Below are 13398 nucleotides of genomic sequence, written 5' to 3'. Positions count from 1 at the left end.
CCGTCCGGCGCCGTGACCAGCGTCATTCCGCCGGGCTCCAGTACTCCAGCGTGGCGTCGAACTGGCCTATCCAGGCGGCGAGTTCGGCAGGGTCGCGGGTGGTGACCTCGCAGGAGTGCACCGTGCCGTCGTGCAGGGCGAGCGCGACCGCGAGGACGTGGCCGCGGCCGGGCGCCCGCTCGCACCAGGCCACGTCGATCGCCGGCCAGGGGAACGTCACCGTGCTGCCGTCGGAGCCCAGCGACATGCCCTCGCCGTCCAGGACGACCGCGTTCCTGCGGTCCATCGCGAGGAACTCCGGGGCGGCCCCCGCGCCCATCGGCGGAATGGCGGCGCCGGGCGCGTACGGGGACGGGGACAGCGACGGCGGGGGCAGCAGCGGGGGCGCCGGAGGGTACGCGGGCGGGGCGGGCATGACGGGGGCGGGCATGACGGGAGTCGGCATCGCGGGGGCGGGCATCGCAGGCGTCGGGGCGCCGGTGTGAGGGTACGCCGGTGGCGCGGGGGGCCCGGGCGGGGCAGGCAGCACGGGCGGTGCGGTCGGCGCGGGCGGCGCGCCGGGAACGGTCGGAGGAGGCGGGGCGCCGGGCGCGGGCGGAGCAGCCGGGCCGGGAGCGGGTGCGGGTGCGGGTGCGGGTGCGGGTGCGGGTGCGGGTGCGGAAGTCAACGGGCTCAGCCAGTCGAGGAGTTGGTCCGTGCCCGGGCGGCGCTCCGGGTCCTGCTCCAGACAGGCGGCCACCACCGGCCGCAGCGGCTCGGGCAGGGCCGCCAGGTGCGCGCCCTGCTGGCCGCCGTCCTGCGGCGCCCCGTCCAGCCGGATGCCGCCCACGACGCCGCCGGCCGCCGCGACCAGTACCGCGCCGAGTGCGAAGACGTCCGCGGCCGGCCCGGGGTCCAGGCCCGCGGCCTGCTCGGGCGCGAGGAACCCCGGCATGCCGAACCGCGGGTCTCGCAGCACCCGGGCCAGGGAGAAGTCCAGCACCCGGGGGCCGTCCGCGGCCATCACGACGTTGCCCGGCTTCAGGTCCCGGTGGACCAGGCCGCAGCGGTGGACCTCCTGGAGTGCCTCGGCGAGCGCGACGCCCAGCGCACGCAGCCGCGGCTCGTCCAATGGGCCTTCGGAATAGAGGAGTTGGGCCAGCGTCGGGCCCGGTACGTAGGCGGTGGCCAGCCAGGGTGCCGCCGCGTCCGGGTCCGCGTCGACCAACGGCGCGGTGTGCAGCCCGCCCACCGCGCGGATCGCCGCCACCTCGTCCCGGAGCCGTTCCCGGAACGCCGGGTCGGCGGCCGGCTCGGCGCGGACCACGCGGACCGCCAGCTGCCGTCCGCCGCGGGACCGGGCCAGCCACACCCCGCCCAGCCGGCCCTCGGCGAGCCCCCGCACGATCTCGTACCCGCCGACCTTCTCCACCCGCGTTCCTCCCGTTGGCCCGGCCCACGATTATCGCGTAGGCCGTCCGGGTGGCGGCGCCGCGACGGCCCGCCGGAGGTCCGGCGCCCGGCCCTCGTCCAGGGGTCCGTCACCCTCCGGGAGCGGCGGGGCGCGGCTGCGGCGGGGCGCCCGGGGACGGCATGCCCGTCACCGCCCGAACTGCGGGAGCGTGCCCGCGCGCCTAGGCTGCGCTTGAGGGGGAGGCCCGTACGCGGAAGGCGCCGCCATGCCCCCAGTCGCCCAGTTCACGCTCACCTTCGGCCTGGTCGCGATCCCGGTACGCCTGCTGGCCGCGACCACCAGCCACAAGATCGGGTTCCGGCAGATCCACCTGCCCGACCAGGGCCGGGTGCGGTACACGAAGATCTGCGAGATCGACGAGCACCCGCTGATGCCGGAGGACATCGTCCGGGCGTACGAGGTCGGCAAGGACCAGCTGGTGCCGATCACCGACGAGGAGCTGGACAACCTGCCGCTGCCCACCGCCAAGACCATCGAGATCAGCGGGTTCCTCGACCTGGCGGCGATCCCCGGCGAGATGTACGACAAGCCGTACTTCCTGGCGCCGCAGAACGCGGCGGCGAACAAGCCGTACGTGCTGATGCGCGAGGCGCTGGCCCGTTCCGGCAAGGCGGCGGTCGGCAAGTACGCGCTGCGCGGTTCGGAGAACCTGGGCATGATCCACGCCCAGGGCGACGTGCTGGTCCTGCAGCGGCTGCGCTGGCCCGACGAGGTCCGCTCCGCCGAGGACGCGGCGCCCCGGCAGGACGTCGCCGTCACCGACGAGGAACTCGCCGGCGCGCTCGGCCTGATCGAGGCCCTCGGCGACATCGACATGCAGCAGATGCACGACGAGTACGCGCACGCCGTCCAGGAGCTGATCGAGGCGAAGATGACGCACCAGGCCCCGCCCAAGGCCCCCGAGCCGGCAGCGGAGGAGGCCGGCGTCACCGACCTGATGACCGCCCTCCAGCGCGCCACCGAGCAGGCCCGTGCCGACCGCGGCGAGGACGCCCAGGTCCACCCCATGTCGGGCCGCAAGACCGCCGCGAAGTCCGCGAAGGCCGCGAAGAAGACCGCCGCCAAGAAGTCCGCGGCGAAGAAGACGGCAACGAAGAAGGCCGCCTCCGGCGCGAAGAAGACCCCCGCCAAACGCACCGGCGGCACCGGCAAGCGCGCGGGCTGACGCCCTAGGCTCTCCCGCACGGCAGGTTCGGGTGCGAGGGGGCACGGTGACGACGGACGGGGCGGCGGCCGAGCTGCGGGAGAAGCTGGACGAGGTCTTCGACCAGTCGATCGTCCACCACGGGTTCACCCCGTACATGCGCGACTACGAGATCGTGATCCACGCGATGGCCGATCCCCGCACAGGGATCCAACCCGCCTACCTGCGCTACCTGTTCCGGTACTGCGTGCAGGCGCACTGCGAGTCGACCGTGCATCCGGCGACCTGGCGCGCGTCCCTGGACGACCGGCTCACCGACTACGAGACCGGCGCCGACCTCGACGGGTTCGTGTGGGGGGTGGCCTGGCAGCCGATGTACCCGGGAGCCTCGGTCGTCACCGACTCCGCGACGGCGCGGCGGTGGGCCCAGGAGGTCGGCATCGACTTCCACGAGGTGCGGATCGAGAGCAACGCCCACCGGCTCACCCTGGTCTTCTCGGACCTGGAGGTCAGCGAGGTCGCCCCGGGCTACGCGCCGTACACGGCCGACTGACCCGCGGTCGCGGTGCCGGCCGCTCAGCCGCCTCGACCAGCCCGTGTGAGGGCGGCACTTCCGTCGCGCAGGACGCCCGTCCACGGGCCACCGCGCGGAAAACCGGTTGGGCGAGCGGCCGCGCGTTGGTAGCGTGCGTCGCACCGTGACAGCACGCGAGGAGGTGAGACCCATGAACGCAGGACAGACGTGGGTGCTCCCCCTCTTCGTCACGGGTGGGCGATCGGCTTAGGTGCCGATGGGAGCGCCGGAACTCAAGGCCCTCCCGAAAGGCACCACCTCATGAATACTGCGCAGTTCACCGCCGAGACGATCTCCGGCGGCATCCGCGAACGCGACTTCATCGTCGGTGACGTGACCGGCGTCCTCTGGTCCGCGTCCCACGACCCGGCCTCGCCCACCTCGGCCTCCCCGGAAGGCACCCGGCAAGGCACGGCGCAAGGCACCCCGCAACCCACCCCGCTGATCCTGCTCGGCCACGGCGGCGGCAACCACAGGAAGTCCCCGGCCATGTCGGGCCGGGCCGAGCGCCTGGTGGCGGCCGGCTTCTCGGCCGTCTCGATCGACGCGCCCGGGCACGGCGGCCGCCCCCTCACCGCGCACGACGAGCGCGAGATCGCCGAGATGCACCGGCTCATGTCCACCGGCGAACCGGTCGGCCCGGTCGTCGTCCGCTACAACGCCCACCTCGCGGATCGCGCCGTCCCCGAGTGGCAGGCCACCCTCGACGCCCTGCTGGAACTGCCCGAGTTCGGCCCGGACACACCCGTCGGCTACTTCGGCCTCAACATGGGCACGGCGATCGGCGTGCCGCTGACCGCCGCCGAACCCCGCATCCGCGCCGCCGTGTTCGGCCTCTTCTGGCCCGACATCGTGGCCGCGATCGCCCGGCGCATCACCATCCCGATCGAGTTCGCGCTCCAGTGGGACGACGAGCACATCCCGCGCGACGCGGGCCTCGCGCTGTTCGACGCGTTCGCGTCCGAGGAGAAGACGCTGCACGCGAACGCGGGCCGCCACAAGGAGCTGCCGCGCTTCGAGGCGGACAGCGCCGTCCGCTTCTTCGCACGCCACCTCCTCGGCGGCACCTCCGTGACCGCGGCCCCGAGCCCGGCCCGGGCCGTGACCGCGACGGCGGCCACCGCCTGACCTGGAGCCGTACGCCGGCGCCCGCGAGACCGACTCCCGGGCGCCCGGCGCCCACTTCACCCCACCCGGTGCCACCGGCAACGCCTGCCTCACGCCTCGTCGAACCACGACTGCCCGGCGGACCAGTGCCCGACCCACCCCGCGAACCCCGGCTCCGCGGTGGTGAAGCCGAACTCCGCCCCGAACGGCCCCGCGCCCTCGCCCGTGATCAGCCAGATGTGACCGCGGTGCGGCCCCGTGACGACCAGATGCCAGTACATCCCGCAGCCGTCCGTCCCCAGCACCACCGAGCCGTGGTGGAAGACCTCCTCGATGCGCGCGTCGAGTTCCGCGCACGGCTCGGCGCCCTCGTTCTCCCAGTACCACGCCTCCGTCAGGGGGAACGCCCTGTTCAGGACGCGTTCGGGCCGCCCCGCGCCCCAGTCGGAAGGGAGCGACGCCAGCGGAACGAGCCCGTAGTCGGGCGGCCCGGCCTTGGAGCCGTCGGCGATCTCCGCGACGAACGTCCGGTACGGCTCCGGCAGGACGACTCCGTGCCGCTGCTCGAACTCCCGCACGCCGTCCCAGCCGAGCGCCGCCCCGCACCCGGCCCCACCCCCGCCACCGCCGTTCCCCTCCCCGACCTCGAAAGCCGCACGGAGAAGGGCCAGTTCCGCCGGATCCGCGTGTTCCGTGTCCATACGCCCATAGCTACCACCTGGGTATGACACCGCCGTTACCCGGCGACCACCCGGTCCCCGCGAGGCGGCCCTGTCAGACCCGCTCCCTCACCATCCAGGGGTTCTACCGCCTGACTCCCGAATCCGCCGACGTGCTGGCCGGGTTGGTGGACTCCGCGGCGCCGGCCGGGACCGCCTGAGCCGCGCTCACGCCTCCCTCCCCGAACCGGTCCGGGCGGAGACGTCGAAGCGGCTGGCGGGACTCCTGGGACGGCCGCGGCGCAACACACCGAAAGTGGCCGTGACCTGCAGGTTGGTTGGCCAGAACGCCGGGTACACAAGCCTCCACCCCACCCGCGAAGGGGCGCGGCAGGGGTGAGGCGGCGGGTCGGGGAACCCGCCTGGGGGCAGGGAGGGCCATCATGAACGACGGCATGCGGCCGGCCGCGGTCGGCAGGGACGGGGTGGACCGGCGCACGGCACTCGGCTGGGGAGCGGCACTCGGCTGGAGCGCGTCCGCGCTGGCCGGCGTGGCCGGGCTGACCGCCTGCCGGCCCGGCACCTCGCACGGATCGGCGTCGGCGGTGTCCAACGGCGAGACCTGGCTCGGCAAGCTGGCCTCGGACCTGGCACTCGACCTGGCCGTGGACATCGTCAAGGGCGCCCTGGACAAGGGCTGGACGTCCTGGCGCGAGCCGATCCAGAAGCACCTGTACACGCTCGCGGACACGTACCCGTACCTCGTGCACAACAGCTACCCGGCCGCCGTCCCGCCTGCCTTCCTCATCGGGCTCTGCCGGGCGTCGACGGTGGACGGCGCCACGGACGCCCTGCTCACCTGCGTCAACGGCGGCAAGGACATCGTCATGTTCCAGCCCTGGGCCAGGACGGCCCTCAGCGGGTTCGTCCACGACCTCACGCACGGCCGCAAGGACGCCGACCTCGCCGTCTACCAGTCCCAGGCCCTCCGCGGCCTCATCCCGAAGGGGCTGCGCCCCAACTCGGGTGCCTCGCCCAGGAAGGGCGTCGAGTGGATGACGTACGAGGCCCACGACGGCTGGGTGGAGATCTACCGCACCGAGGAGGCGTCCGGCACCAAGGTCACGATCAAGGCCTCGGCCATCTGGGACGCCCAGCACCGGCCCACGGTCAAGACGTACGACTACAAGGAGGTCTCCCCGTCGCCGAGTTCCGCCCCGGCGTGAGGGCGCGACCGGGACGGCCGGTCCCTGACGAGCGGCCCTCGCGGGACCATGGTCCCGCCCATGGTCCCGGGCGCCCGCAGCCCCCCATCCCCGCTGGTCAGGACGTCGCCGGCAGCCGGTCGTACATCCGGAACGTGTAGGTAGCGTCGTACGTCATCAGGTTCCCGCTCGGCGCCGGCAGTCCGAGCCGGCGGTTGAGCAGCCCCGTCAGCGGCCCGCAGCCCTCGGCGGCGGGGGCAGCGAAGGTGTCGTCGTACGCGGAGAACGCGATGAGCGGCGGATCCTGGGACAGCCACTGCGAAGGCCCCGACCGCTTCAGCTGGAAGTCGACCGGCGCGCTCGCCCCGATGGTGCAGTCCCGCGGCAGCAGCGGGCTCACCAACCGGAAGCGCAGGCTGAACTGCCCGGTGTAGAAGTCGGATCGGCCACCGTACTCCGGCGTGATCGCGAGCCGGAGCTGCCGCACCTGATCACCTGCAGCGGTGCCGGTCAGCCCGCCCGGAACGGCGGTGGGCGCCGCGTGCATCGCGCCCCACACCTGCCCGTTGGTGCCGTCCGGCATCGGCCCCTCGGCGTGCGTCATCGTGATGGGCGCGAGCGTCACGCTGACCTTGCCCATCGTCAACCGGGGTGCCGCCGTGTGCACTTCGCACCGCCAGCGGGCCGGATCGACCCCGGGCGGGAGGGCCGGGCAGTCCCCGAACTGCGCCACCGGCTGGGCGGTGGCGGGGCTCTGCCCGTCATCGGCGTACGCGGAACCCGGTGTGGCGACGGTGGCAAGACCGGCCAGGGCGGCGGCCCCGGCGGCGGCGACCGCCGCACGGCGCGCGAGGGACGGACGGAGGCTGAGGGCAGTGAGTTTCACCATGCCCACCAGCCTGCTGACCCGCGCACCCACCCACCATCAGTGACTCCCCCGCCCCACCCCCCACCCGCCCCTGACCTCGCGTCAGGGATCCCCCCGACCCCGCCCCTGCGGCAGTCTCGGCCTTCCCCCGCCTGGCCTGCGGTCCGGCTCCCTCAGGGCAGGGCTCAGCCGCCGACTGCTTTGAGGAGGACGTCCCGCGCGTGAGCCGTTGCCTTCGTACCAGCCGCAACGGCGGCGGCCTTGGACGGGAAATCTCCGTAGATGATGAGGACCCCGCCCACGCGGACGAACATCGTGTATGCGCGCTCGCCGGCGTCCGGCGAAGCCGACGGGGCGGTAGGACCGCCGTTCCACGTCGTCTCCTCCTGCACGAACGCCTCGTCGCCCAACTGCGCCTTGGTCAGCGCGAAGCGCACGGTCTCCGCGGGGATGGCCTTGAACCCCACCGCGGTCACCGTGGTCTGCGGGCAGGCCGCCGTCAGTTCCCACTTGAGCGCGACGTAGTGGGCGGCTTGATCACGGGACATCGGCACGAGTGCCTCGCGCGGGCCCGGGTCGTCACCTGAACCGTCCGAGTCCGTCCAGCGGACCACGCGGGGGGCCTGTGTCCGGTACAGGTCGGTCACCACGCTCCTGGCGGAGGCAGGGCAGTCCGCCTCGAGCTCGCCCCTCCGTGGCCCCGTTCCCGTCCCCAGCCCCCCGGTCGTTCCCGGGTCTCCGCCCTTCGACGCCAGAAGCGCGGGCATCAGTTCGCGCTCCGTGAAGACCCTGGATCCGGCCGCACTGCCGTCAAGTCCCGCAACGGGTGCGGCTGATGCGGACGACGGCGGCGGATTCGCGTGGCCGCTGCCGCCACCGGTCCCCTCCTGACCGCAGGCAGCCGCAAGCAGAGCCAGTGACACGGCACCGGCCACCGTCATGGGACGTCGCACGTTCCCTCCCCTTTCTCAGTCCCGTCCGCAGCCCGAGCCAGTGGACCGCCGGACGTCGAGCGCACACTCTCCCAGGCGGAGCCGGCCCGGCGAGGAAAACCGGACAGCCGTCGCGGGTGCGTCGCTCTACGGCTCGAGCGGTAGGGAGCTGAACGGGGGCAGGATCGCGATGACGGTCAGTGCCAGGGCGCTCAGCACCACGGCCTCCGTCAGGGCCACCACCCGGACCGTCTTGCTGCCGGGCGTGCTCCTGACGAACAGCGAGACGAAGGGCGGGACCATCGCCAGCAGCGCCAGCCAGACCGGGCTTTGGTACCTGCGCGGGACCTCGGGCACGCCGGAGTCGCTGAGTTGCGGCAGCATGAACCAGCCGATGCAGTAGGCCGCGACCAGCCCGGCCAGTGCGTAGGTCAGGGCCGTGAGGACGTCGAGTCGCACGTCCCGGGGCCCGGCCTCCGGGCGCTTCGGCGGGGTCGGAGCGATCTGGTGCGTCATACCCCTCAGCAGACCAGGCCGGCGCCGCCGTGCGGATCCGTCCCGCTACTCAGGCCCGGCTCGCCGGGTACTCACCTCCGCGAGCGCGGACTCGACGCGTACGGACACAGCGGTCAGGAGGATTCGGGGGAGTCCGGGACGGTGGCGGGCGAGGACTGGTCGCGGGCGCGGAGGGTCGCCTCGACGGCCTCCTTGACGCGGGCGTCCTCGCGCTGCCGGGCGCGGGCGCGGCTGCGGCGGGTGAGCAGCAGGGCGCCGACGGCGGCCGCGGCCACGAGGACGATCAGCGCGGTCAGCGTCCAGGGGACGGCCCAGCCGTGGGCGGTGGCCCTGACCGGCTCGAGCGGGGAGGTGGAGCCCGAGGCGTCGGTCAGCAGCGGGGTCAGCGTCACGGTCGCGCTCAGCCGGAATCCGGGTGCCACGCCGTGGACCGGCACCTTCACCTTCCAGGTCTCGCCAGGCAGCAGGGAAGGCGGCGCGGCGACGTCCTTCGCGTCGGCCTTCAGCCAGCCGAAGGGGCCGGAGAGCGAGACGGCCTGCCGGGCCGAGAGGGTGGCGTTGCCGGTGTTGTGGATCGTGTAGCTGACGGTGGCGTCGCCCGTCCCGAACGGGTTGGCGGTGCCGCGGTAGCCGGTGTGCAGATCCTCGACCGCCAGGCCCGGCCGGAGTTCACCGCTGACCCGCAGTGCGATCTTGATGCCGAGCCGCCGGTCGACGGTGATGCCCTGGTCGGCGTCGGGCTGCTTGAGCGAGGTGAGGATGCCGCCCACGTGGTCGCCGGGGGTGGCGTTGGCGGGGACGGTGACGGTGAAGGGGACGTCGGCGGTCCTGCCCGGCTGGACGACGACGCTGTCGCGTCCGGGCGGGTCCACGCGCCGACGCCGGTCGACTTCTTGTCCCGGGTGAGCAGGTCGAGTTGGCCGGTGCCGGTGGTGAAGCCGTCGGAGGCGTAGACGGTGAGGGTGAGCGGGTCCTTGCCGTGGTTGGCGACGGTCATCGTGTCCTTGATCGCGCCGCCGGGGTTGATGCTGTAGCCGAAGCTCGACCGGTCGGAGCCGTAGGTGTTGGCGGCCGTCCTGACCGTCCAGCTGACGTCGCCGTCGGCGGCGCGCGCGAGGCCGGTACCGGGTCCGGCGATCGTGGCGGCGAGGGCCGTGAACAGCGCCAGGGCGACGGTGCGGACGAGGGCGGTGCGGGCTGGGCGGGTGGTGGCGCGGCGCGCGGCGCGGGCAGTGGCGCGGCGCGTGGTGGTCGCGTGCATGTCGGGTTTCTCCTGGCGCGGTGAGGGCGGGGCGGACGCCCGAAGGCATCCGCCCCGCCCAGGTGTCACGGTCGGACCGGCCGTCCGGGTCGGGTGGTCCGTCCCGGTCCGTCCCGGGTCGGTCCCGGGCGGAACGGCCGCCCGTGGTGCTCCGGCTGCCCGGGCGGAGCAGCCGAGCGCGGTGGTTCAGCCGAGCGCGGTGGTCAGCTGCTCAGCGCGGTGATCGTGAGCGTGGCCCGGTAGCTGCCCTTCTCGACGCTGTCCGGGATGGTGAGGCTGAGGTCGGCACCGAGCTTCGCCGTGCCCCTGGCGTGGCCCTGGGCCGCGGAGCCGAGGCCGCGCGAGACCGACAGGCCCTTGCCCTGGTCGGTGTAGCCGGAGACGACGGTGGTTCCGGCCTGGGCGCCCGCGCCGCCCTGCAGCACGCGCGGTGACCAGCCGAGGTAGGAGCCGGAGAAGGTCTTGCCGGCGTCCTTGAAGTCGCTCACGCTGGCCGAGACCGACCAGGGGGCAAGCGAACGGCGGGTGTCCGACACGGCGATCGGGTTGATCCGGCCGTTGGCCGCGAAGCGGTCGCCGCCCTGCTCGACGGCGGTGCCGAGGTCCACCAGGCCGTTTCGGCCGTCGATCGTCCAACCGAACTCGCCCGGGGCGGCGTTGGGCACGTTGACCTGGATGTCCTGGCCGTCACCGTGGTACGCGTGCACGGTGAAGTCGTCGACGATGGAGCCGACCGGCTGGGCGGTGGTGGTGTTGTTGCACCAGACGCCCTTCTCGACGGCCGAGTTGGGGGCCTCGCAGGTGCCGCTGCGGACGTTCTGGACCACCAGCTGGTCGTTGCGCACCTGGACCTTGACGTAGGTGCGGACGTGCTCCTGGTTCTGGACCGAGTTGTACCAGTAGTTGTCGGGGTTCAGGGGGTCCGCCCCGTTGCCGGCGCCGCTGGTGCCGCTGCCGTCCGGCTGCGTGATGTCGTAGTACTTCGAGCCCGACGCGGAGTTGGCCGTCACGTAGACGACGCCGCCGGGGCCCGGGTACAGCTCGGCCTCGCCGGGCTTCTCGTTAGGGTTGGCCTTCTGGCCGTTCTTGATCTCGTAGCTGCGCGAGTAGCTGTGGTCGTGGCCCTGGAGCACCAGGTCGACACCGAGCTTGGAGAACGTCGTCGGGAAGTCGACCCGGCGGGCCTTGTTGTCGGAGTCCTTGGCGTGGTCGGCCGGCGAGTAGATCGCGTGGTGGTAGACGAGGACCTTCCACTTGGCTTCGGAGCCGTGCTTGTCGATGACGTCGGTGACGTAGTTGATGTGCGCCGCGTCACCGCCGCCGCCCTGGGAGGTGGCGTAGCTGTTGCTGTTGAGGTCGATGAACAGCACATCCTTGTAGATGTACCAGTAGTCACCGCCCGAGGAGTTGGACGCCGGGTTGCCGTTGGAGTAGTAGGCAGCCGAGTTGTCGGTGTTCGGGGTACTGAAGTGCTGCTCGTACGCCTTGCCGCCGACGTCGTGGTTGCCGATGGTGGCGGCCCACGGGTACTGGCGGAGCTTGTCGAGAGCCAGGAAGGAGTTCCACTGGTTCTCGTCGTTGGCGCTCTCGACCTGGTCGCCGCCGGACACCAGGAGTTCGGCGTTCGGGTTGGCCGTCAGGGCGACGTCGAGCGTGTCCTTCCAGCCGGCGCCGTCCTCGGCCACGTCCTTGGACGAGCCGATCTGCGGGTCGCCGAAGAACAGGAAGTCGTAGGTGCCTTCGAAGTCCTGCGTCCTGAACGAGTAGGTCGCGGACCAGTTGCCCTCGCTGCCGACGCGGTACGAGTACCGCGTCTGCTCCTTGAGGTTGGTGACCGTCGCATGGCGGTTGAAGCCGCCGCTGGTGGCGATGTTCGCCGTGCCGGTCGCGGCGAAGCTCGCGGCGTCGGCCGGGAAGTCCCCGCCCGTGAGCGAGCTGGTCTCGGCGACCTGGAGCTGCTGCGCGGTGTCGGCCGAGGAGTACCAACTCACCGTGCGCTGCGACTCGTTCGCGCCGACACCGAGGATCACACCGGTGATCGCGGTGGGTTCCGCGGCACCGGCGGGTGACACCAGGCCGCTGCCCAGCGCCACGGTCAGGCCCAGAAGCGCCGCGGTGGCCCCGGTGGCCACGCGACGCCGCACGGGCCCGGCGGCCCGTGTCGAGGGTCTCACGTTCATCAGTTTCCTGTTCCTTCTGCGTACGGAATGTACTGGAAGTGGGGACGTCAAGTTCTCAGCGCCCGGTAAACCTGCACTAAATACGTTCTTTGCGATACCTAAACTTTTGTGAGGGCAAAAAAAATCTGCTGTTCACTCAGCGGCCGAATACCCGCTGCGTGAACCACACCAGTCCCATGGCGAACACGCCCGCGGAGATCGCCCCGGTGGTGGCCAGACCGGCTGCGGGCGCGCGCCGCCGCAACAGCGTCAGCACCGGGAAGACCAACGCGATCAGGGCCAACTGCACAGCCTCGATACCGACGTTGAACACCAGCAGCGACCACAGCAGCGTCCACGAGAAGGCGCGGTCGATGCCCAGCGCGCCCGCGAAGCCCAGGCCGTGCACCAGCCCGAAGCAGAAGACCACCGCCAGCCGGGTCCAGCCCGCCCGGTCCAGGCCGAAGTGACCGCCGTGCGCCGCGCGGAGTTCGGCGGCCCGACCGCCGTGCCGCCACAACCGCCACAGGTACCAGCCGGCGACCACCGCGATCGACAGGGCGATGACCGGCTCGACGACCGCCGTGGGCACGTCGACCAGCCCGAGCGCGGCGAGCATGAACGTCACCGAGTGCGCCAGGGTGAAACTCGTTGCCGCCAGCACCACTTCGCGCAGCCGCCGCGACCCGGCGATGAGCGCCAGCAGGAACAGGATGTGGTCGGTGCCGGTCAGCAGGTGCTCGGTGCCCAGCCGGAAGAACTCCCAGAACCGCTCGTACCAGGCCTGGTGGGTGGAGAACGCCGGATGCGCGGCGTCCAGCGCGGCGCTGCCCGTGCGGCCGTCGATGTCGTACGTCACGATCGTGCGGGTCCCGGTGACGTACGTCTCGGCGTCCGGGAACAGCCCGCTGCGCACCTCGTGGTCCCCACCCTGCTCCGGGCACGTCCAGTCGAGCAGCAACGTGGCATACGGGACGCCCTCCTTGCGGCCCATCGTGAAGTCGCCGGACTGCGCCGGGGTGCACCGGCCGCCCTGCGAGGAGACGGAGAAGCGCCGGTCGACGTAGGTGACGGCCGCCTTCCGGTGGGCGTTGAGCGCGGCGGCCTGGGCCCGGGCGTCGCCCGCCTCGAAAGCGGCGGTGCCGGCCCGGAACAGCGGGTCGTCGTGCGCGGCGTCGGCGGCCGACACGACGTAGAGGTCGTACTCGAGCTGCAGCTTCGTCCGCGGGCGGCCGTCGTCACCGCTGGTGATGTCGACGTACACCACCGAGGAGAAGCCGTGGGCGGCCGCTGGTGCGGCCGTGCCCAGGAAGGCGATCAGCGCCGTCACGGCCGCCACGGCGCCGAGGCGTATTCGGGATGACATGGTGCTCCTTTGGTTGCCAGCGCACCGTGCACGCGCGGGGTGAACGGAGCCCGGCCCGGCGGCGAATGCTGGAACAACAACCGCGAGGACGACACCTGCGGACGGATAGGGCAGCGCGCGGCATAGCAGGATGGCGGCACATCCCGCCGCCCCT

At 72.6% G+C, this 13398-nt stretch carries 13 protein-coding genes; 5 read left to right on the top strand and 8 right to left on the bottom strand.

Annotated elements, in window-relative coordinates:
- Positions 1–22: 22 nt before the first annotated feature.
- On the bottom strand, positions 23–1411 hold the full coding sequence (locus ACH4TG_RS05515; protein ID WP_398240843.1) for a serine/threonine-protein kinase: 1389 nt from the start codon (positions 1409–1411) through the stop codon (positions 23–25).
- 247 nt (positions 1412–1658) lie between these two features.
- Here ACH4TG_RS05515 and ACH4TG_RS05510 point away from each other — a divergent pair, with 247 nt between their 5' ends.
- From ACH4TG_RS05510 to ACH4TG_RS05500, 3 genes are all read left to right on the top strand, one after another.
- Entirely contained in the window at positions 1659–2618 is a 960-nt protein-coding gene (locus ACH4TG_RS05510) for a Ku protein (protein WP_398240842.1), read from the top strand.
- Between the two features lie 46 nt (positions 2619–2664).
- Positions 2665–3150: a hypothetical protein gene (locus ACH4TG_RS05505; protein WP_398240841.1), complete on the top strand. Its 486-nt coding sequence runs from the start codon at positions 2665–2667 to the stop codon at positions 3148–3150.
- A gap of 282 nt (positions 3151–3432) precedes the next feature.
- Entirely contained in the window at positions 3433–4299 is an 867-nt protein-coding gene (locus ACH4TG_RS05500) for an alpha/beta hydrolase (RefSeq protein ID WP_398240840.1), read from the top strand.
- 89 nt (positions 4300–4388) lie between these two features.
- On the opposite strand, the gene ACH4TG_RS05495 is transcribed toward ACH4TG_RS05500, so the two are convergent.
- The gene (locus tag ACH4TG_RS05495) at positions 4389–4979 is read right to left on the bottom strand and encodes an SMI1/KNR4 family protein (protein ID WP_398240839.1); all 591 of its coding nucleotides are present in this window, start codon (positions 4977–4979) and stop codon (positions 4389–4391) included.
- Positions 4980–5002: 23 nt separating this feature from the next.
- On the opposite strand from ACH4TG_RS05495, the gene ACH4TG_RS05490 reads away from it, so the two are divergent.
- Positions 5003–5158: a hypothetical protein gene (locus tag ACH4TG_RS05490; protein ID WP_398240838.1), complete on the top strand. Its 156-nt coding sequence runs from the start codon at positions 5003–5005 to the stop codon at positions 5156–5158.
- Between the two features lie 222 nt (positions 5159–5380).
- Positions 5381–6163, top strand: coding sequence for a hypothetical protein (locus tag ACH4TG_RS05485; RefSeq protein WP_398240837.1), 783 nt, complete (start codon positions 5381–5383; stop codon positions 6161–6163).
- A 97-nt stretch (positions 6164–6260) separates the two neighbouring features.
- Here the strand turns inward: ACH4TG_RS05485 and ACH4TG_RS05480 are convergent, their stop codons facing one another.
- The 6 genes from ACH4TG_RS05480 to ACH4TG_RS05455 all read right to left on the bottom strand — a co-directional run bounded on the left by ACH4TG_RS05480 (position 6261) and on the right by ACH4TG_RS05455 (position 13244).
- On the bottom strand, positions 6261–7031 hold the full coding sequence (locus ACH4TG_RS05480; RefSeq protein WP_398240836.1) for a hypothetical protein: 771 nt from the start codon (positions 7029–7031) through the stop codon (positions 6261–6263).
- Positions 7032–7195: 164 nt separating this feature from the next.
- The gene (locus ACH4TG_RS05475) at positions 7196–7657 is read right to left on the bottom strand and encodes a hypothetical protein (RefSeq protein WP_398240835.1); all 462 of its coding nucleotides are present in this window, start codon (positions 7655–7657) and stop codon (positions 7196–7198) included.
- A gap of 432 nt (positions 7658–8089) precedes the next feature.
- Positions 8090–8458 (bottom strand): hypothetical protein, encoded by a 369-nt coding sequence (locus ACH4TG_RS05470; protein ID WP_398240834.1) that lies wholly within the window; start codon positions 8456–8458, stop codon positions 8090–8092.
- A gap of 113 nt (positions 8459–8571) precedes the next feature.
- Complete coding sequence (locus tag ACH4TG_RS05465) at positions 8572–9330, bottom strand: hypothetical protein (RefSeq protein ID WP_398240833.1); 759 nt, start codon at positions 9328–9330, stop codon at positions 8572–8574.
- Between the two features lie 592 nt (positions 9331–9922).
- Positions 9923–11899: a fibronectin type III domain-containing protein gene (locus ACH4TG_RS05460; protein WP_398240832.1), complete on the bottom strand. Its 1977-nt coding sequence runs from the start codon at positions 11897–11899 to the stop codon at positions 9923–9925.
- 136 nt (positions 11900–12035) lie between these two features.
- On the bottom strand, positions 12036–13244 hold the full coding sequence (locus tag ACH4TG_RS05455; protein WP_398240831.1) for a HupE/UreJ family protein: 1209 nt from the start codon (positions 13242–13244) through the stop codon (positions 12036–12038).
- Positions 13245–13398: the final 154 nt, after the last annotated feature.

This window comes from Streptomyces sp. NPDC020917 (assembly GCF_044333795.1).
In the GTDB taxonomy this organism is placed as follows: Bacteria; Actinomycetota; Actinomycetes; order Streptomycetales; family Streptomycetaceae; genus Actinacidiphila.
The sequence above is the reverse complement of the archived record's forward strand: the minus strand, read 5'-3'. Positions and strand labels throughout refer to the sequence as shown.

Excerpts from the sequence above, each read along its gene's own strand:
- ACH4TG_RS05510 (WP_398240842.1), top strand. The coding sequence starts at position 1,659 with ATGCCCCCAGTCGCCCAGTTCACGCTCACCTTCGGCCTGGTCGCGATC.
- ACH4TG_RS05500 (WP_398240840.1), top strand. The coding sequence starts at position 3,433 with ATGAATACTGCGCAGTTCACCGCCGAGACGATCTCCGGCGGCATCCGC.
- ACH4TG_RS05495 (WP_398240839.1), bottom strand. The coding sequence starts at position 4,979 with ATGGACACGGAACACGCGGATCCGGCGGAACTGGCCCTTCTCCGTGCG.
- ACH4TG_RS05490 (WP_398240838.1), top strand. The coding sequence starts at position 5,003 with ATGACACCGCCGTTACCCGGCGACCACCCGGTCCCCGCGAGGCGGCCC.
- ACH4TG_RS05485 (WP_398240837.1), top strand. The coding sequence starts at position 5,381 with ATGAACGACGGCATGCGGCCGGCCGCGGTCGGCAGGGACGGGGTGGAC.
- ACH4TG_RS05480 (WP_398240836.1), bottom strand. The coding sequence starts at position 7,031 with ATGGTGAAACTCACTGCCCTCAGCCTCCGTCCGTCCCTCGCGCGCCGT.
- ACH4TG_RS05470 (WP_398240834.1), bottom strand. The coding sequence starts at position 8,458 with ATGACGCACCAGATCGCTCCGACCCCGCCGAAGCGCCCGGAGGCCGGG.
- ACH4TG_RS05460 (WP_398240832.1), bottom strand. The coding sequence starts at position 11,899 with ATGAACGTGAGACCCTCGACACGGGCCGCCGGGCCCGTGCGGCGTCGC.
- ACH4TG_RS05455 (WP_398240831.1), bottom strand. The coding sequence starts at position 13,244 with ATGTCATCCCGAATACGCCTCGGCGCCGTGGCGGCCGTGACGGCGCTG.